Annotated in this window: 19 protein-coding genes; 9 read left to right on the plus strand and 10 right to left on the minus strand. The window is 63.7% G+C overall.

All coding sequences use genetic code 11. From position 1 onward, the window contains the following. Window positions 1–23: 23 nt before the first annotated feature. The 8 genes from GFD32_RS01615 to pilB all read right to left on the minus strand — a co-directional run bounded on the left by GFD32_RS01615 (window position 24) and on the right by pilB (window position 9047). Window positions 24–830 (minus strand): universal stress protein, encoded by an 807-nt coding sequence (locus tag GFD32_RS01615; protein WP_163574675.1) that lies wholly within the window; start codon window positions 828–830, stop codon window positions 24–26. Further along, the gene (locus tag GFD32_RS01620) at window positions 820–3255 is read right to left on the minus strand and encodes a Lon protease family protein (protein WP_240455509.1); all 2436 of its coding nucleotides are present in this window, start codon (window positions 3253–3255) and stop codon (window positions 820–822) included. Before GFD32_RS01620 ends, GFD32_RS01615 begins: the two co-directional genes overlap by 11 nt. A gap of 80 nt (window positions 3256–3335) precedes the next feature. Beyond that, complete coding sequence (locus GFD32_RS01625; RefSeq protein WP_163574677.1) at window positions 3336–4217, minus strand: DNA replication terminus site-binding protein; 882 nt, start codon at window positions 4215–4217, stop codon at window positions 3336–3338. A gap of 1 nt (window position 4218) precedes the next feature. Continuing rightward, complete coding sequence (gene yacG, locus GFD32_RS01630; RefSeq protein WP_205598997.1) at window positions 4219–4449, minus strand: DNA gyrase inhibitor YacG; 231 nt, start codon at window positions 4447–4449, stop codon at window positions 4219–4221. Window positions 4450–4465: 16 nt separating this feature from the next. Continuing rightward, entirely contained in the window at window positions 4466–5086 is a 621-nt protein-coding gene (gene coaE, locus GFD32_RS01635; protein WP_163574679.1) for a dephospho-CoA kinase, read from the minus strand. 25 nt (window positions 5087–5111) lie between these two features. Continuing rightward, window positions 5112–5963, minus strand: a complete 852-nt coding sequence (locus GFD32_RS01640; RefSeq protein WP_163574681.1) for a prepilin peptidase — start codon at window positions 5961–5963, stop codon at window positions 5112–5114. Between the two features lie 29 nt (window positions 5964–5992). Beyond that, on the minus strand, window positions 5993–7228 hold the full coding sequence (locus tag GFD32_RS01645; protein WP_163574683.1) for a type II secretion system F family protein: 1236 nt from the start codon (window positions 7226–7228) through the stop codon (window positions 5993–5995). A 40-nt stretch (window positions 7229–7268) separates the two neighbouring features. Next, window positions 7269–9047 (minus strand): type IV-A pilus assembly ATPase PilB, encoded by a 1779-nt coding sequence (gene pilB, locus GFD32_RS01650; RefSeq protein WP_163574685.1) that lies wholly within the window; start codon window positions 9045–9047, stop codon window positions 7269–7271. On the opposite strand from pilB, the gene GFD32_RS20155 reads away from it, so the two are divergent. From GFD32_RS20155 to GFD32_RS01670, 4 genes are all read left to right on the plus strand, one after another. After that, entirely contained in the window at window positions 9046–9804 is a 759-nt protein-coding gene (locus tag GFD32_RS20155; RefSeq protein WP_455429258.1) for a type IV pilin protein, read from the plus strand. The two genes, pilB and GFD32_RS20155, sit on opposite strands and share 2 nt — an antisense overlap. A 182-nt stretch (window positions 9805–9986) precedes the next feature. Continuing rightward, window positions 9987–10355 (plus strand): prepilin-type N-terminal cleavage/methylation domain-containing protein, encoded by a 369-nt coding sequence (locus GFD32_RS01660; RefSeq protein WP_163574687.1) that lies wholly within the window; start codon window positions 9987–9989, stop codon window positions 10353–10355. A gap of 476 nt (window positions 10356–10831) precedes the next feature. Then, window positions 10832–11083, plus strand: coding sequence for a hypothetical protein (locus GFD32_RS01665; protein WP_163574689.1), 252 nt, complete (start codon window positions 10832–10834; stop codon window positions 11081–11083). A gap of 199 nt (window positions 11084–11282) precedes the next feature. Further along, entirely contained in the window at window positions 11283–11657 is a 375-nt protein-coding gene (locus tag GFD32_RS01670; RefSeq protein WP_163574692.1) for a histone-like nucleoid-structuring protein, MvaT/MvaU family, read from the plus strand. Between the two features lie 58 nt (window positions 11658–11715). On the opposite strand, the gene GFD32_RS01675 is transcribed toward GFD32_RS01670, so the two are convergent. Then, on the minus strand, window positions 11716–12522 hold the full coding sequence (locus GFD32_RS01675) for a helix-turn-helix domain-containing protein (RefSeq protein WP_163574694.1): 807 nt from the start codon (window positions 12520–12522) through the stop codon (window positions 11716–11718). 341 nt (window positions 12523–12863) lie between these two features. On the opposite strand from GFD32_RS01675, the gene GFD32_RS01680 reads away from it, so the two are divergent. The 3 genes from GFD32_RS01680 to GFD32_RS01690 all read left to right on the plus strand — a co-directional run bounded on the left by GFD32_RS01680 (window position 12864) and on the right by GFD32_RS01690 (window position 16465). After that, complete coding sequence (locus GFD32_RS01680; RefSeq protein WP_163574696.1) at window positions 12864–13076, plus strand: hypothetical protein; 213 nt, start codon at window positions 12864–12866, stop codon at window positions 13074–13076. A 7-nt stretch (window positions 13077–13083) separates the two neighbouring features. After that, window positions 13084–13536 (plus strand): hypothetical protein, encoded by a 453-nt coding sequence (locus tag GFD32_RS01685; protein WP_163574698.1) that lies wholly within the window; start codon window positions 13084–13086, stop codon window positions 13534–13536. Window positions 13537–13786: 250 nt separating this feature from the next. Beyond that, window positions 13787–16465, plus strand: a complete 2679-nt coding sequence (locus tag GFD32_RS01690; protein ID WP_163574700.1) for a GGDEF and EAL domain-containing protein — start codon at window positions 13787–13789, stop codon at window positions 16463–16465. Window positions 16466–16545: 80 nt separating this feature from the next. On the opposite strand, the gene GFD32_RS01695 is transcribed toward GFD32_RS01690, so the two are convergent. Then, window positions 16546–17241 (minus strand): putative metalloprotease CJM1_0395 family protein, encoded by a 696-nt coding sequence (locus tag GFD32_RS01695; RefSeq protein WP_163574702.1) that lies wholly within the window; start codon window positions 17239–17241, stop codon window positions 16546–16548. A gap of 86 nt (window positions 17242–17327) precedes the next feature. Between GFD32_RS01695 and GFD32_RS01700 the strand changes: the two genes are divergently transcribed. Continuing rightward, entirely contained in the window at window positions 17328–17546 is a 219-nt protein-coding gene (locus tag GFD32_RS01700) for a DUF2835 family protein (RefSeq protein ID WP_163574704.1), read from the plus strand. Window positions 17547–17758: 212 nt separating this feature from the next. Next, window positions 17759–18943, plus strand: coding sequence for a GGDEF domain-containing protein (locus GFD32_RS01705; protein WP_163574706.1), 1185 nt, complete (start codon window positions 17759–17761; stop codon window positions 18941–18943). Window positions 18944–19011 lie beyond the last annotated feature (68 nt).

The following is a 19011-nucleotide window of genomic DNA, read 5'->3' on the forward strand; positions in this document are numbered from 1 at the left end:
GCGCTACGCTTGCGCGGATCGCCTCAGTCGACGACCACCACCGGCAAAGGGATGCGTGCCAGCATGTCCGGGTCTTCGTCCAGCAGCCGGGTGAGCTGAGCTCGATGCAGCAGCAGGCCACCGGCCTCGCTGCGTGCCAGCAGGCGTTCCAGTTCGCCGGCACGGTGGGCGGGCAGGGGCGTTACCCCGTCGAACAGGGCGGCCAGCCAGCCCGGTAACGTCCCGCCCTCGAGTGGGCTACGGGCGTGGTCCACCAGGCGCAGCGGTCCGCGTCGGAAGGCGCGGCGTTCGTCCCACACCAACACCGTGCAGGGCGCGTGGAGCAGCACGCGTCGGCTGGTGGAGCCGAGCCGCGGGCCGAAGCGCTCCGACATGCCTGCCTTGCCCATCACCAGCACGTCGCCGGGGGTAGCCTGGGCCAGGGTTTCCGCCACCACCTGCCCACGGCTCACTTCCAGTCGATGACGCAGTTCGCGGCCGGCGACGGCACGCTCCACCGCCTGGTGGATGCGGCTCCGCTGGCGGGCGATGGCGGCTTCGAGGCTGCTGTCGGTGAGCGGCCGGGCCAGCCCCGATTGAGCGCCGATCTCGCGGGCAAAGGGGAAGCCCGCGCAGCTCAGCAGGTCGGTGTCTTCCACGTAGAGTGCCACCAGCTCGGCTTGGCGCCGCGCAGCCAGATCCACGGCCGCCGCCAGAGCCACCAGGCTGTGCCGCGATGCGTCGAGCAGGGCCAGGACACGGGCGAGTTCCGACGAGGTAGGCCTCTCGCCGGAGCGACGCTCGGGCAGATGGGAAGTTCCCTGCCCGTTGCCGGGGCGTTCAGCCATCATGATCGTCCTCCTCCCCGGCGTGGGTGTCTTCGCCGCTATCATCCGACTCACTCGAATTCTTGTGCTTCACTGCCGCATGGAAGGCGGTGAGCCGTTCCATCACCCGGCCATTGAGCGATTCACCCGGGTAGCGGCCTTCGCCATCGGCTTCGCCCAACGGCAGGCCCGTGAGCAAGGTCAGGGCCTCGTCAAGATCATGGATGGCATACAGGCGGAACTGGTCGGCGGCCATGGCCTCGCGCACCTCCTGGGCCAGCATCAGGTGCTCCACATTGGTAGCGGGCAACAGCACGCCATGGCCAGCCAGTTCGCCGCTCGCCTGGCAGATGGCGAAGAAGCCCTCGATCTTCTCGTTCACCCCGCCCACGGCCTGCACGCGGCCGTACTGGTCGATAGAGCCGGTGACGGCCAGGCGCTGGTCGATGCCCACCCGTGCGATGGCCGAGATCAGCGCACAGGCTTCGGCCACCGAGGCGCTGTCGCCTTCGATCCCGCCGTAGGACTGCTCGAAGGCGAGGCTGGCGGAAAGCGACAATGGCGTGTCCGGCGCGTAGCGGTTGGCCAAGCAGCGCGTCAGGATCATCACTGCCTTGGAATGAATTCGCCCGCCCAGGCGTGCTTCGCGCTCGATGTCGATCACCTGGCCGGCACCGGGGCGAGCCGTGGCGGTGATGCGCGTTGGCTGACCGAAGGCGAAGTCGCCCAGCGAGAGCACGGAGAGCCCGTTGACCTGGCCTACCATCTGCCCCGTGGTACGAATCGCCAGAGTACCGCGGGTGATCGGCTCGTAGCTGCGTTCGCGTAGGCGGCCGGCTCGCCACAGCTGCTGAGAAACGGCTTTTTCCACGTGTTCCCGGGCGATGACCGTGGCATCGGCGCGCCCTGCCCAGTGGTCGGCCTCCTGCAACAGGTCGCTCATGGCCCGGTGGCGGGCGGTGAGCTTGCGTTGATCGCCAGCCAGGCGACTGGCACGCTCGATCATCGCCGCGACGCCGCTGCGGTCCAGCGGACGCAGGGCGGCTTCGCGGGCCTGGGTGGCCAGCATGCGTGCGAACAACGGGAGGTTTTCGTCACTCCACGGCAGGTCGTCCTCGAGGTCCGCCTGTACCTTGAAGAGTTCCAGGAAGTCGGGATCGTGTTCGCACAGCAGGTAGTAGAGCAGCCGCTCGCCGAGCAGTACGATCTTGAGGTCGAGCGGTACCGGCTCGGGTTCCAGCGTGGTGGTACTGATCAGCCCGTAGGCCTGCTCCAGCGATTCGGTGCGGATCTCGCCGGCGCGCAGCACGCGCTTGAGCGTTTCCCAGGCGCCGGGCTGAGTGAGTAGGGTGCGGGCATCGAGCACCAGGTAGCCGCCGTTGGCGCGATGCAGGCCGCCGGCACGAATCAGCGAAAAGTCGGTGAGCAGGGTGCCATTGTGCACGTGATGCTCGATGCGCCCCACCAGATGCTGGTGGCTGGGCAGGTCGAGATAGATGACCGGGGCGCCGTCGGTTCCCCGGTTGTCGACGATCAAGTTCAGGTGACAGCGGCTGAACACGGCCTCTGGCGGGATGTCCGGCTCGTCTTCGATGAAAGAGTTCACGTGGGCGAGAATCGCTTCGCGAATCGCCGTCAGGTGGGCGAGTATGCCGTTATCGTCGGCATAGCGGGCTTCCAGTTCCTCCAGCGGTGCGCCGATGGCGGATTGCAGCATCTCCTCGTTGAGCGCATCGACCTGCTCGCGCAACTGTTTGGCCAGGCGTGGCATCCGACGAATGGCCGCGGTGAGCTTTTTCTGCAGGATCGCGACAGTGCCTTCGATACGCTCGCGCTCATCGTCGGGAAGTTTCTGGAAGTCCTCCGGCGGCATCATCCGATCGTCGTCGGCAGCGGGAGCGAAGGTGAAGCCGTTGGGGGTGGAGAACAGCAGAATGTCGTGTTTGCGGGCCTCGCGGCGCACCGCCTCGATGGCATCGCGTTGGCGCTCGCCCATGGCTTGCTTCAATTCGTGCAGGCGGTTCTGGTACTCGTCGCTCTCGAATACCGCGGGGATTGCCGTGCGCAGTTCATCGATCAGATTGTCGAGATCGGCACTCAGCACGTGTCCGGTGCCGGTGGGCAACGATAGGTAACAGGGGCGAGCCGGGTCATCGAAGTTGTAGCGATAGGCGATATCGGGCGGAGCGGGCTGGTGATGAGAGCGTTCGGCCAAAAAGCGCCCTGTCATGTCGTGCATGCCGTGGCTGGGGTGGCCGAGCACGAAGAGATTGAATCCTTCGCTGCGCATCGCAGTGCCGAAGTCCAGGGCATCGCGGGCGCGGCGGTGGCCGCTGAGCAGATCCAGCGAGCCGAGCTCGCTGGTGACTTCGAAGTCGAAACCGTCTTCCGGGCAGGCGCGATAGGCCTGCGCGACGGATAGCGGGCTCATGCTGTCCTGCGCATCCACGTCCTGGGTCTCCTTGCCGAATGGCCGTCACCGAATGTCGTTCAGTATGGCTGAGCCAGTCCTTCGGCGCATGACTCGGATCAAGCCATGCCGTGGCGGTAGCGATGGATGCGCAGGCTGGGCAGGAAAGGTTCCGATTCCAGGCGTTCGTCGCGGCGTCGGGCCCGGGTTCGTGTTTCGGGCGGGGTGGCGGGGGGCTCATTGCGGTCGGGCAGCCGGCCGCGGGGTGCCGGGATGAACACCGGCAGGGCGACGTTCAGCGCGCGTCGCGTACGGCCGTCGTCCAACGGCTCGGTAAAGAAGAGGTTGGCGCGCATCAGAGGTGCCTGGCCCTGAACCTGGGCGAGCGGTTCGCTACTGGGCAGTCCGGCGAGCTTGTGCAGCTGGATGCGTACGTGGGGGGCGTCGGTATCCAGAGCGAGCAGCTTCTGCTCGGCCTCGCGCACGGTGAGGCGCTTGATCGAACGTCCGCTGGTGTACCAGGCCAGGCGCACCCGCGCTACCGGTGCCTCGGCCACGGGAATCGCCCGCCAGCACTGCTTGAGATGCAGGCGGGCCAGGCCGCTGCCGCGCAAGTGCTGGTGCAGCTCGGGGTGGCGGAAGGGCAGTACCGCCTTGATCTCGGCGATGAGCGGTGGGTGCGCCTCGCGGATGCGGGCGAGCAGGGCGGCGAACTCGGCCTTGGCCGCGTTCACCGTGGCGACGCGTTCCAGCAGGGTATCGTCGGCAGCCACCAGCCCTACGTGGCTGCGAGTGGCACGGCCGTCCTGGCCGTCCTGATACCAGAAGTCGAGCAGGGCATGGCGCAGCCACTCGGTGGTCGCTTCGTCCTGAAAGGCCCAGGCTTCGCCCGGCGAGCGGGCGTAGTCGGCCAGCAGCGCCTCGGTGCGCTCGATCAGCGTATCGAAGGTCGCTTCCAGTTCGGCCAGGAGGCGATATGCCGGGGCGTGGGCCTGGCTCATGTCAGTCGCCCCGATCGGCGCGAGCCAGCCACTCGTCGATGTTGGTTTCGTCGAGGGCCGGTTCGCCGGCGATACGGTGCGACTCCTCGGCCCAGGCGCCCAGGTCGAGCAGCTTGCAGCGCTCGCAGCAGAAAGGGCGATGCGGGTTGTCAGTCCGCCATTCGACCTTGCGGTGGCACTGGGGGCAGGCGACGGTCAGGGGTGTCTGCGCTGGGTTCATGGGTTCGGTCATGTCGGGAATGTATCGCTCATTCTAGCGAGTCGGCCCCGGTCGAGGACAGTCGTCGATACGTTTCGTCCAGCCGCTGGACCTGAGCGGTGAGTGCGGCTTCGTCACTACCGTTGTCGATCACGTCGTCGGCGTGGGCCAGGCGTTCCTGGCGTGGCATCTGGGCGGCGACGATGGCGCGAGCCTGGGCTTCGTCGACGTCGTCGCGGGCGGCGGTGCGGGCAACCTGCACGGCCTCCGGCACGTCGATCACCAGGCAGCGCTCGACCATCTCGTGCTGGCCGGATTCGAAGAGCAGCGGCGAGACCAGCAGCACGTAGGGGGCGCCGCCGGCCTGCAATCGCTCGAGCTTCGCGGCCAGGCGGTGGCGGATGCGCGGGTGGGTGACGGACTCCAGCCAGCGCCGTTCGTCGGGGTCGGCAAAGACGATTTCGCGCAGTGCGCGGCGATTCAAGCTGCCGTCGGCATTCAATACACGCTGGCCGAAGCGTGCGGCGATTTCGGTCAGGGCCGGCTCGCCGGGTTCGACCACCTCCCGGGCCACGTCGTCGGCATCCACCCAGGGAATGCCCAGCCGTTCGAAGGCGCGTGCCACCGTGGACTTTCCCGAGGCGATTCCGCCGGTCAGGCCGATGATCATGCGTGACTCCCGTTGCACGGCGGCATTACAGCGTCCAGGCCAGATAGACTGCCATCAGCGGCTCGCCGATGAGCAGGGCGATCCAGCCGGCTACGGCGAGAAAAGGACCGAACGGCATGGGTGCGCCGCGCAGGCGGGGCAGCACGAGCTGCATGGCAATGCCGATGATGGCGCCGGTGCCGGCGGCGAGGATCAGCACCAGCGGCAGGGTCTGCCAGCCGAGCCAGGCGCCAAGGGCGGCCAGCAGCTTGAAGTCGCCGTAGCCCATGCCTTCCTTGCCGGTGACGAGCTTGAACAGCCAGTAGACGCTCCACAGCACCAGGTACCCGGCCATGGCCCCGATCACCGCGTCGGCGAGCATCAACGGCTGGAACAGCAGCTGGTAGGCAAGCCCTGACCACAGCAGCGGTAGTGTCAGTACGTCGGGCAGCAGTTGGGTGCGAAAGTCGATCACCGTGAGGGCGAGCAGCGTCAGGCAGGCGCCGAGTACGAAGAGTGCTGGCCAGGTGGGGCCATGCAGCGCCAGCACGGCCAGCGTCAGCACGCCGCCGGCCAGCTCCACCAGGGGATATTGCAGGCTGATGCGGCTGCCGCAATGGGCGCATTGCCCGCGGCGTTTGAACCAGCCGAGCAGCGGCAGATTGTCGTGCCAGGCAATGGGCTGCTCGCAGCGCGGACAGATCGAACGCGGCACCAGCAGGTTGAAACACGGGCGCTCCTCATGGGGAAGCTCCAGCGCCTCGCGCGCTTCGGCGCGCCAGCCGTGCATCAGCATCACCGGCAGGCGCACGATCACTACGTTGAGAAAACTGCCCAGACACAGGCCCAGGCAGGCGGCCAGCGGCCAGAGTAGGGCGGGGGGAAAGTCGACCAGCAAGAGCGCACCTCGTGGCGTTGAAAACTCACTTAAAGTACTGTACCCAGCTCGAAGATCGGCAGGTACATGGAGACCACCAGACCGCCGACCAGTACGCCGAGCACCACGATGATGAAGGGTTCGAGCAGCGACGTGAGAGCGTCGACCTTGTTGTCGACTTCCTCTTCGTAGTAGTCGGCCACGCGGTTGAGCATGGCATCCAGCGCCCCGGATTCCTCGCCGATGCCGACCATCTGCACGGCCAGCGGCGGGAAGCGGTCGGTCAGGCGCATGGCGAAGTGCAGCTGCTGGCCGGTGGCCACGTCCTCGCGCACTTGCTCGATGGCGCGCTGGTAGACGAGGTTGCCCGCGGCTCCGGCGGAGATGTCGAGCGATTCGACCATTGGCACCCCGGCGCCGTAGGTGGTGGCCAGAGTGCGTGCATAGCGCGCCACGGCGGACTTATCGAGAATGTCGCCGATCACCGGGATCCTCAGTGCCAGGCGATGCATGCGGTAGGCGAAGCTCGCGGAGCGCTTGATGCCCTGGCGCAGCAGGAAGATCGCCGCCACCGTTGCGCCCAGCCCGTGCAGCCAGTAGGTCTGGGCGAACTCGGAGAGGGCGATGGTCATCTGCGTCATCGCCGGCAACTCGGCGCCGAAGCCCTGAAACAGGCTCTCGAACTGCGGCACCACCTTGATCAGCAGCAGCGCGGTGACGCCGATGCCCACGGCGATCACCGCGGCAGGGTACCACATGGCCTTCTTGACGCGGCCCTTGAGCGACTCGACCTTCTCCTTGTAACTGGCGATGCGCTCCAGCATGCCGTCCAGCGAGCCGGAGGTCTCGCCGGCTTCCACCAAGTTGCAGAACAGCGAGTCGAAGTGCTCGGGATGACGGCGCAGGGTCTGGGAGAAGCTGGAGCCTGCCGCCACCTCGTTCATCATCTGCTGAACGATGGCGCTCATGGCCGGCTTGCGGATGCTTTCCGCCACCACCTGGAAAGCCTGCAGCACCGGCACGCCGGCGCGGATCATGGTGGCCATCTGGCGGGCGAAGAGCATCACGTCACGCGGCTTGACTCGGCCCATGCCGCCACCCAGTCCGCTCTTGCGGCGAATGCTCTTGACGATGATGTTCTGGCCGGCCAGTTCCTTTTCTACCTCGAACTTCTGGCCGGCAACCACCTCGCCCTTGACCGGCCGGCCGCCGGGGCCCTTGCCGGTCCATTTCCAGCGGTAGAGCCTGGGTTTCTTGCGGGGTTGCTGTGCGGTTCGAGTTGCCATCGCGGGTTCCTGCCAAGTGGGTAGAGCGGCTGGGTGAGGATCAATCCTTGGTCACGCGGTTGATCTCGGTCAGGCTGGTCACTCCCTGCATCACCTTGAGCAGGCCGCTGCGGCGCAGGTCCGGGTGGCCTTCCTGGCGGGCCAACCGGTCGAAGTCGAGCGAATTGCCCTGGCGCATGATCAACTGGCTCATGTCGCTGGAGATGGGTACCACCTCGTAGATGCCCACTCGCCCCTTGTAGCCCTGGGTGCAGTGCTGACAGCCCACCGCCTCGAATACCGTCGAGTTCTCCACATCTTCTTCGGTGAAGCCCTCGCGAAGCAGTGCCTCGCGGGGTATCTCCGCGGGTTGGCGGCACTGCTTGCACAGCCGCCGCGCCAGCCGCTGGGCGATGATCAAGCTCACCGAACTGGCGATGTTGAACGGTGCCACGCCCATGTTGGCCAGGCGAGTCAGCGTTTCCGAGGCCGAGTTGGTGTGCACCGTGGAGAGCACCAGGTGGCCGGTCTGCGAGGCCTTCACGGCGATCTCCGCGGTTTCCAGATCGCGGATCTCGCCCACCATCACCACGTCGGGGTCCTGGCGCAGAAAGGCGCGCAGGGCACTGGCGAAGTCCAACCCGATCTTGGGCAACACGTTGACCTGATTGACCCCCGGCACCTTGATCTCCACCGGATCTTCCGCGGTGCAGATGTTGCGCTGAATCTGGTTGAGGATGTTGAGCCCGGTGTAGAGAGTGACCGTCTTGCCGCTGCCGGTGGGGCCGGTCACCAGGATCATGCCCTGTGGGTGTTCGAGCACGCCCTCGTAGAGCGCGCGCTGCTCGGGGGTGAAGCCCAGCGCATCGATGCCCAACTGCGCCGAGGCGGGGTCGAGTATGCGCAACACGATCTTCTCGCCGTAGACCGTGGGTAGCGAGTTGACGCGAAAGTCGATGGTGCGGCTCTTGGAGACCTTGAGCTTGATGGCGCCATCCTGGGGCAGGCGGCGTTCGGAGATGTCGAGCCGTGCCATCACCTTGAGGCGTGCGGCGATTCGCGTGCGCATGGCGAAGGGAGGGCGGGCCGCCTCGATCAGCATGCCGTCGATGCGCATGCGCACTCGGTAGCTGGTCTCGTAGGGCTCGAAGTGGATGTCCGAGGCGCCGCGGCGAATGGCGTCGAGCAGTACCTTGTTGACGAACTTGACGATGGGCGCATCGTTGGCCGCGCTCTGGGCGGCATCGGTAGTGCCCTGGTCGCTGATGTCCTCGCCGTCGTCATATTCCAGCTCGCCGATGGCATCGTCGACCCCGGCCAGCTCGTCCATCATGCTTGCCTCGCCCTCGGCCAGGTAGGCTTCGAGGAAGGGCATGAGCTGGTCCACCGGGCAGAGTACCGCCTCGATGCTCAGCCCGGTGGCGAACTGCAGGTCATCGAGCTGAGCCAGCGTGGAGGGGTAGGGCACCGCCACGGTGAGCCGGTGCCCGCGCCGTGTCAGGGGCACCACACCGAGCTTGCGCAGCAGCTTTTCCGGGTACTCGCTCGCCGGTGGCAAGCTGGAGAGGCGCACGGCGTCCAGGTCGATGATCGGCAGGCCGTACTCCCAGGCGGCGCTCAGGGTGGCGCGCCGGGCGGTCACCAGGCCGGCGTCGACCACGTGGCGCAGCAGGGTCACCTCGGCTTCGCGGGCTTCCTGCTCGGCGCGCTCCGCAGCGGCCAGCGACAGCTGCTCGTCTTCCACCAGGCGTCGCGCCAGGCCGCGCAGCGAGCCCGGCTGGGCGGCGCGTTTCAGCGGGGCGGCGGCTGCGGCGTTGGGCGGTGTCGGGTAATCGGTCATGGCAACCCCCTGGTACCTCGCGCACCGGTGTGGCGAGCCCGGCGAGCTGGAAACGTTGAAGAAACACTGTTTTCATTGTAACCCGCCGGTGGCGACAGCGGCAGCATCGATGCCATCATGCCAAAGACGGGCGATCAACGAACTCGTACCTTACGCTGAGTTTGACATCAGGCAAAGGAGCGGGACAAAGCCCTTGCCGGCCCATCGAAGATGCCATACTGTCAGCGTAACGTCGGATTCGGCGGTCGTTTTTGATTCACGCATCGGTGAACGCGCGGTGCGAAATCAGGAAGAGGGAAGAAGAAGGCGAGGCCAATGCCCGCCGGACGAGAGTCGAGGCAACCAAGGGGAACTCAGGGCGATGAAAGAGACCATGGAAATGAATCAAATGAAGAAAGCGCCGGCCGGCAAGCAGGGCGGCTTCACGCTGATCGAACTGCTGATCGTGGTGGCGATCATTGGTATCTTGGCGGCGATTGCGATTCCGCAGTATAATGACTATTTGGATACTGCCGCAGAGAACGCCTGCCGGCAAGAGCTGGCAAGTTTCAGAAACCTGTTGATGGCTGAGGATGCGGCGGGTGATTTGTTTGATGATGATGGGGATATTACTTCTACTGATTTTGAATTTCAGTCATGCAATGAAACTGCCGATGACATAGCTGACGATGTGTTTGATCAAAACCAAGCCAGATATACAGATTCCCGCGGTAATGACGTGGATTTTCCTGATCCTGATGGTGGCGATGGCAGCTAATTTTTTCTAATGGTTTTTAAAAGGCCGGGACATCCGGCCTTTTTGCTATGTGCGTCAGGTATAGTGTGCAGCGCCTGATCGGTGTTGTTCCCAATGGTGATGCCTCGGATGACTCGGGGGTGAAAGTCTCCCGCACGTCCGGCAAGGGGACGTGCTAGCCAACGGAATGGGTGATAAAGAGCATGGCATGGAAAAGCGGAAAAGTGAGTCAGCGGGGCTTTAGTCTCCTCGAAGTGCTCGTGGTGGTGGCGGTCATTGGCGTGTTGGCCGCCATCGCCATTCCGGTATACATGGGGTTTCGGGAGCGTGCCGCCAACGCTGCCTGCCTGGCGGACGTGCGCGCCTATGCCTCGGCGGTTTATGCCACGCACTATGACGAGGACGTGGAGAGCACGCCTTCCGTGGCGAGCGTGCTTTCCACCTATCCCGATAATGGTGCCTGCACTAAGATTACGTTAAACGGTGAAATCCTCGAAGGCACACCCAGAGCGCCGGGCGATGCCGCTGCGTTGCAGGTCGTCGAACTGGGCTTCGCGCCAGAAGGGGGTTGAGATAGGAATGGCCGACCCACGATGGCTTTCCAAGTACGGTCGTACTGCTCAATGTACGTGCTATATTCTCCTTTGATGGTTAAAGGTAGAGTCTTGTAGCGTTGCTTGCTGAGATTGATGCCCTTCTTTGCGGTCTTCTGAGCCTTTCATCCTGAAAATAGTGGAGTGCATGGTCTGTCTCTGCTTTGTTGGCTGCATAGAATATCCAAAAGTGCCGGTACTTCCTCGAATCCGGTTCTCGAGAAACTATGGTCAACAATGGGTACTGGTTGATAGTCATCTGGTACACGACTGGCCTGGATTCAGTCGATCTAGTAACCAGCGAAACGTATGGCGTCTGGTGGGAAGTGCCGCGGCCGACTCTCGGTGTCTTCAATGAATGTGATGATCTTCATTCTGATGGCGTTTACCACGGCACTTAGTATATATCGAATCTTCCACAATTCAGCTTCGTTTCTGGCCGGTCAAGGGATGGCATGGGGCGTGCTGCCAATGCTGCCTGCCTGGCGGACGTGCGCGCCTATGCCTCGGCGGTTTATGCCACGCACTATGACGAGGACGTGGAGAGCACGCCTTCCGTGGCGAGCGTGCTGTCCAGCTACCCGGACGATGGCGCCTGCACCGAAATAGCGGTGAACGGTGAAGCCCTCGAAGGCACGCCCAGAGCACCGGGCGATGCCGCTGCGCTGCAGGTCGTCGAACTGGGGTTCGAGCCGGAAGCCGATTGATGCGAGCATGTTGACGGATTATATTCAACGTGGCTCGCCGATTGACTCCGCCGTTGTGTCGATCATTCGCCACGTTTCTTGAAGTCGTGCACTACGCCCTGGCACCGTGCGTGCGTTCACGCTATTGTCATTCAGACAGAGTTGCGGTACTAATTGGCGCCCGCATTCCATTTATTCATGCATAGCAAGGAAACCGTTGATGTCTCTTCTCAGTCAATACGTCCAGAAAGAGCAGCAGCTCAAGCAGATTCAGGAAGAGCTCGAGAAGCTGGAGAACGATGAGCGCCTCAAGGCAGAGCTGGCGTTCAAGGACAAGCTCGAGGCGTTGATGCGCGAGTTCGGCAAGAGCGCTGCGGATGTCATCAATCTGCTCGATCCGCAAGGTGGCACCAAGCCTGCCGCCAAGCCGCCGGCCGGCGGCGGGCGTCGCAAGCGCAAGCTCAAGATCTACAAGAACCCCAATACCGGGGAAGTGGTGGAAACCCGCGGCGGCAACCAGAAGACGCTGAAGGCATGGAAAGACCAGTACGGCCAGGATACCGTCGAAAGCTGGCTGGTTCGCGTCGAGGAGTGATGCCCGTCGCTCGTTTGCACGGTTGACGTATGCAGTGCCGGGCCTCGGGCCCGGCACGCTACGTTGTTGCCAGTAGCGGCAGGCGTAGTTCCAGCCCGCGCGGATGCCAGTGCACCTGCACGGGTTCGCCATTGGCATGGCGTTGGTTGTTCGGCAGGCAATTGACGACCAATTGTTGAACGGCCGTCGCAACCTCGTCGAACGCTTCGACGACCACGCAGGCGTGCTGTCGGGGCGGCAGTTCGATCAGCCGGAAGGTAGGCGGTATGGCCAGGCTGGCGACCGCCTTGGGAGGAACCATCAATCCCAGGTCGACGCGCTCCAGCGCGCAGGGTAGCGGCAGATTGTGCACCACGGCCAGGCCGGGCGCACGGTTCAGCTTGCCGGTCAGACTCTCGCCGCCGTGGGTTTGTCTGGCCAGGCGGGTGATGTCGCCGATGCGCTTCAAGGGCTTGTAGACGCGAGTAACCAGCGCCTGGCGCTCGGAGTGCTGACGAACTTCGAACGGTGGCGGTACACTGCCCGGGCATTGTGAGCTCAACCGGGCACGTTGCCGCTGTCGGTAGAGTCGCGGGCTCAACTCGTAATGGCGTTGAAAGGCCCGGCTGAAGGACGAATGGTTGCGATAGCCGCATTCGCTGACGATGTCGCTGATGCTCAAAGGAGTCAGTGTCAGCAGGCGCGCGGCCTTTTCCAGACGCAGCACGTCGCGATAGGCACTCGGAGTAATGCCGAACCTCTGCTTGAACCGGCGCCGGACTTGTGAGGTCGAATAACCAAGACGGCTTGCCAGATCGTCTATTCCTTTCTGACTTTCCAGGTGGTCCTGCAGCCAGATTTCCGCTCGCATCATCTCATTGAACATTATCTGGCCCTTAGCGGTATTCCTGGTGGCAAGTCAAGACCTGCCATCGTTGTGGTATCGTCGTGGCCGGGTAGCGGCAATGAATGGGAGGTCTCCTGGCGGTCGTCTCGAGGGTTAGTAACGTTTGCTTTTGTCTTTATGCGACGTTGGCGGTTTCGAAGGCAAGTTTGGAGACGCTCGTTGAGCGTTTGTGCATACTTTGCCGTTGTGTTGGCAATGGCTGTGAATTGCAAAGTGGAATCGGTGTCGGCACGCCTTGAGCTTCGTTGACGTCGACCAGAACGATAGACTGTTGCCACGGGATGCCGCTGGGCCCCTTGCTAGACAATCAATGGATGCCAATGAAGAAACAGAGAACCCACCGTCATTTGGATGAGCGCGAGAAACTGCGCCAGTTTCGCGAACTCGACGATGCCTTTGCGCAGGCTCTGCGCGAGATGGAGGTCGATACCTTCGAGCAGCGTCTGGAGGCGCTGATGGCGGAATATGCCCAAACCAGCGAGAACGTGACCCGCCTGCTGCATACGCTGCAGGCGCTCGGCCGCATTGCCTGAGGGCGGCATGACTTACTTTCTGATCATGGGCGGCCTGGTGGCTTCGGCCTCCTTCACCTTGGGCTGGGTGCTTTGGCGTGGCACGCTTTGGGGGCTGTCTCGGCTATCGGGCGGTAAGAGCCGGGGTGCCGCGCGCGGCGGACGTCGACCCGCTTCACGACGCGCCCGTCCGGCGTCGTCGCGGGCGCGCTCGCCCAAGCCTTCCCAGCGTGCGTCGGCATCACGCTCTCCCGGTCGCTTCATCGGCTGGCTGGCGGCCCGTCGAGCTACCCTGCCGCTGGCGGTCGTCGCCAGCCTGACCTATCTCGTTACCCGCCTGGCCGAATATGGCCTGCAATTTCGACCACCCCACGAGCCACCTTCCGGCTACCAGTCGATCCTCTTCTGGCTTGGCTGGCTGGCGGCCGGGCTGATGGTGGCTGCTCTGCTGCAGCGACTCGCTGCCTGGCGCTGTCGCTGAGGGCTCGCTGGCGGTCGGTGCTCAAGGTCGAGGTGTTCAATATACTTGACTTGTGTCAATGATTGCTTCATCTATGTCTGAATGTCTGCTGGCTACATTTCGTGACGATTCTCGTACGCTACGCTGAGGATGAATGTAGTGATAACGACATAACTGAAAATGCTAGGGTATGGAAGGCTCATGCGAGCGAGTGGCGGTGATGTCTGCCGGATCCGGCAGCGAGTGGATGCGATGGCGAGCGGGAGGGGAGATGCGTGATCAAGAGGGTGACCAGCGTCGCGATCGCTGGTCGGCGCTGTATGCCAATCGCTCTTCAGCCGATCTGAGCCAGGAGCTCAAGCATTTCTATACCGCCGTGGAACAGAGTCCGCTGGCAACGGCGATCACCGATCCCAGCGGCCGTTTGCTGTATGTGAATCGTCGCTTCGTCGAGGTCACCGGCTATCGGCGCGATGAGTTGATCGGGCGTACTTCGGCGGTCATCCAGTCAGGGAAGACATCGGAGCGAACCTATCAGGAGTTGTGGCAGACCCTGCGTGAGGGGAGGGTGTGGAGCGGTGAGCTGCTCAACCGGCGCAAGAACGGCGAGGAGTATTGGGAATACGAGCTGATCACGCCGATCTTCGACGATGCGGGGCATATCACGAGTTTCGTCACGGTCAAGCAGGACATCTCCGCGCGCAAGGAGCAGGAGGACCAGCTGCGACTGATGGCGACGGCCTTCGAAACCGGTCAGGCGACGCTGATCACCGATGCGCGGATGCGCATCGAACGCGTCAATTGCGCTTTCACGCAGATCACCGGCTATCGCGCCGATGAGGTGGTTGGCGAAACGCCGCGGCTGTTCAAGTCGGGCCGCCATGGTCCTGAATTCTACGCCGCGCTGTGGAGCTCGTTGAAAGAGCAAGGGCACTGGCAGGGAGAGATATGGAACCGCAACAAACGCGGTGACATCTATCCGGTATGGCAGTCGATCACCGCCGTGAAGGGAGATCATGGCGAGGTGCGCCATTTCGTCTCGGTGTTTCACGATATCGCCGAACGCAAACGCCTGGAGAAGACATTGACCCAGGAGGCGAGCCGTGACCACCTCACCGGTGCCGCCAACCGGCGCGCCTTCGATCGCGCCCTGGTCAAGGCCATCCGCGCCGCTCGGCAGAATGGCAGTGAGCTGGCTTTGATGCTCTTCGATATCGATCACTTCAAGGCGGTCAATGACAACCACGGCCATGATGTCGGCGATGCCATCCTGCATGCCTTGAGCGAACTGGTTCAGGAGCGCCTGCGCAAGAGCGACCTGCTGGCGCGCTGGGGCGGCGAGGAATTCACGATGCTGTTGCCAGAAACTCCCGCTGAGGGGGCTCTGCGACTGGCTGAACGGCTGCGCGCCGATGTGGCGGCGGCAACCATGCCGGGGCCAGGCGTGACGATCAGCATCGGCCTGGCCAACCTGCAAGTCGATGACAGTGCGCGCGATCTGTTGCAGCGCGCAGACCGGGCGCTGTATCAGGCCAAGCACAAGGGGCGCAATCGGGTGGAGTGGCTGGGCGGCAGCGTGGCTGCCGGGGAGGCACCCGTCGATCTTCCGCAGCTGTCGCCGCCGGTGGACATGGCGGCGCGTTACATCGACGAGTATCGCGGGGCGGCGCAGCGGGCCAGGCTGATCCAGCGCTTGGAACTGGCCATGGCCGCAGCAAACGAGCGCAATGGCAGCGTGCTGGTCTGTGTCCTTGATATCGACCATTTCAAGCGCATCAATCAGCAGTTGGGCCTCGCCCTGGCAGATCGGCTGATGCTGTTGTTGGTGCGGCGCCTCAACCTCCAGCTGGGTCGCGATGATCTCATCGTACGAACCGGGGGCGATGAGTTCGTGTTGCTCATTCAGGATCAGGACGTTGCCGCGGTGACATCGTTGCTGGCCGGCATTCGTCGTCCCTTCATGCTCAACGAGCATCGCGTGACGATGACCGCGAGCTTGGGCCTGGCGGTCTTTCCCGGTGATGGGTTGGAAGCGGATACGCTGATGCGTCATGCCCAGCAGGCCATGTATCGCGCCAAGCAGAGCGGTCGCAACAATGTGAGCCGCTTCGATGCGGGGCAGGATCGCCGCCTGCAGCGTTGCTTGAGTCAGCGACGGCGCATCGAGCAGGCCATCGACGATGGTGAGCTCTGCATGCACTACCAGCCGCAGATCGACATGACGACCTCGGCGGTGGTTGGCTTCGAGGCGTTGGTGCGCTGGCAACATCCCGAGAGGGGGCTTCTGCCGCCTGCTGAGTTCCTGCCATCGATCGAGGGGTCGGGGTTGGAGCAGGCGCTGGGCGAATGGGTGCTCCAGTCTGTGCTCGACCAGCTCGCTTGTTGGCGGGGGCAGGTCGGTTTGCTACCAGTGAGCGTCAACATCAGCCCGACGCATCTGCTGGCACCGGATTTCGCCGAGCGACTCGAGGGGCTCCTGGCCACCAGGCCGGGGGTTTCGCCGTCACGCCTCAAGCTGGAAGTCGTGGAAACCGCGGCAATGCACGACATCAGTGCTGCCTGGAATGCGATAGCGCGCTGCCAGGCGCTGGGGGTGCAGGTCGCAATCGACGACTTCGGTACCGGTTTCTCCTCGCTGACCTATCTGCGCCAGCTGCCCGTGGATCTCATCAAGGTGGACAAGAGCTTCGTGCGTGACATGCTTTGCGACGACGATGATCGAGCCATCGTCGAAAGCGTGATCTACATGGCCCAGCGCTTCGACAGGGAGCTGCTGGCCGAGGGTGTGGAGAGCATCGGGCATGCCACGGCGTTGCTGGGGCTGGGCTGTCGACTGGCACAGGGCTACGGCATTGCTCGGCCCATGCCGGCCGAGTTTCTGGACGATTGGCTGGAAGCATGGCCCGCTCGGTACGAATGGCAAGGGCTGGAGCCGACGGCTTGTTGCTAGAGGTTATTGGCTCAGGGCTCCGCCGGTGGGTATTGCCAAAGTGAGGTGATTCCAGGTTCGGCGATGGCGCTGGAGACCAGTCAAGCCTTCAGCGAGTCACTGCCGCTGGCCTGGGCGGCTCGTGCGACGATATCGAAGCGGCTCAGCGAAGGTGTTTCGCTGGACTCGATGTCGACGGGCTCCGCACGCGTCTGACCGGCTTGGCGGGCGCCGTTCATGGCACTCTGTTGCTGGGCGAGTTCCAACTGAGCGGTGAGGAGGTACTGGCGGGCGGTGGCGGCGACCTGACGATCCTTGGGTGACGGGTCGGCCGGGGCCAGGGCGGCGCTGATCACCTGCTGCATCTTGTCGATGGTGGCGCGGGGGTCGCCGCGTACGGGGCCATAGTCGATCGGTACTTCGCCGGCCACGGCGTAGCGCTGGCCGTCCGGGCCGCGTTCGAATTCGTATGTGGCGGTGCCGGTATAAGCGCCGCCGGCGACCTGGTGAGCCATCTCATGGCGGCGTATTTCCTGGTCGGTTTGCTTGAGTCGTTCCAGCTCGCGCAGTTCCGCCTCGCTCAGGGTTTCGCCATTGGGCTTTTCGATGGCCTCGCCCTGGCTGACGTTGCCGTGGCGGGCTTCTTCCGCTGCGTCGCTGTCCGTCGCGGCTCCGGCACCTGGTTCGCCCACGCGACGCGTCTCGGTGCGGCCGATGGCCGTGTCGTTGACGGAGGGGCTGGCCGCATTGGCAGAGAAGGCGAGGTTGACGGTACCGGTGACAGGGCTGGCTTGCATGGTGAATGTCCGCGAAAATGGGCCGATTGGAGTAGAGTATTGGTCAATGAGTCGTTAACGACAAGGTCTGCTGGCTGATGCTTGCCATGTCCAGTATCGATGTGGTGATCGAGCTCTCTCATGAGACCTGCCTGGCGCACTACGAAGGGCGTGCGGGGCTGGTGTACACGCGCAGTCTCGATGGCCGTTCGGTGGTGTTTCCGGCGGAGGCGTTGAGGCGCGTGGTCACGCGTGATGGCGTGCATGGGGTGTTTCGACTGCACTTCACGCCGGATGGACGCTTTTCCGCCATTCAGCGGCTTTAGTGATCCGGCCGTTTTTGACCGACTCTTGGCCCAGGTCAAAGGGAGGCTGCTTTTCAACGTGTCCGCTCTGCTACCATCGGCCTCCATGATCGAACACCGTTTACGGGTCAGGCCGGCAGGAGCGCTGACCGCCCATCTCGCCGATAGGTTTCGCCATGTCGTCAAGGAAGTCAGAGGAAGAGGATAGCGCAGCAAGCCCGAAGAAGCGCCACATGGATGCCCTGGTGGAGCCTCCGGAGGTGAATCATGAGCTCTTCGTGGGCCTGAGTTCGCTACGCGATACCCTCAGCAGCAGCCATCACTCCCGCGATTTCGCCTTCGCGCATGCGCACTACCTGCGCAGTCGCGTGCTGGCGCTGGGCATCATCTTCACGCTGTTGTCGCCGCTCTGGATCGTCGTCGACTCTCTGGTGCTGCCGGCAGAGCTGCTGCGCTATACCCTGTTGGGGCGCGTGGTGCTGATGCTAGGGCTGGTCGGCGTGTTGGTGCTGGCGCTGTTCAGCGTGGAACGCATTCGACGCATTCGCTTCTGCGCCGGGATGCTGCTGGCGCTGCCGGCGGGCTTCTACGTGCTGGTATTGGCGATGCTGCCCGACACGGCGGTGCAGGATCTGGTGGGCTACGGGTTCATCCCCTTTCTGCTGGTGGCTTCGCTCAGCGTATTTCCCTTCACGCTGGTGGAGTCGTTTTTCGCTGGCCTGGCCATGCTGGCGCTGCTGGGCTTTGCCCAGACGGTCGACGGCACCTGGATGACGGGGCGTGGCGTCGAATCCTTTTGGCTGCTGTCGAGTCTGTTGGTGGTCAGCATGGCGGCCAACCACTTTCAGCTCAGCCTGCTGCTCCGGCTCTATCGCCAGGCGACCCATGATCCGCTCACCGGCCTGTTCAATCGCGGTGCCCTGGAAGTGCACCTGGAAAAGATCCAGGCATGGCAGCGCGAGATCGAGGGAGGCGAGCAACAGGGCCGCGCGCCCTGCTCGGTGCTGATGCTCGACCTGGACCATTTCAAGCGTATCAACGACAACCACGGCCACTCCGTGGGCGACAACGTGCTTTGTCAGTTCGCCCGGATTCTCAGTGGGCAGACGCGCAAGCATGACTGCGTGGCGCGTTACGGGGGCGAGGAGTTCGTGGTCATCCTGCTCGGCAGTGACGAAGTGCGAGCCCTCGAAGTGGCCGATCGCATTCGCTATGCCGTAGAAGTGTACGAGTTCACCGATCGCAACCAGCAGCGGATTCCCGTCACCACCAGTATCGGCGTGACGCAACTGCGCCAGGATGAGCCGGCCCAAGAGGCGCTCAAGCGAGCCGACGATGCGCTCTATCGAGCCAAGGAGGCGGGTCGCAACCGGGCACTGGTGGCCGAGTCGGCCGGTGATGTGCTGCCGGTCGAGTGAGCCGTGACAGCCTTGCCGACGTGCGGGCATGACTCGGCGTCATCTGGCCGGGCTGCCTAAAGTCGTTC

It is taken from the genome of Halomonas faecis (genome assembly GCF_010993975.1).
Taxonomy (GTDB): domain Bacteria; phylum Pseudomonadota; class Gammaproteobacteria; order Pseudomonadales; family Halomonadaceae; genus Halomonas; species Halomonas faecis.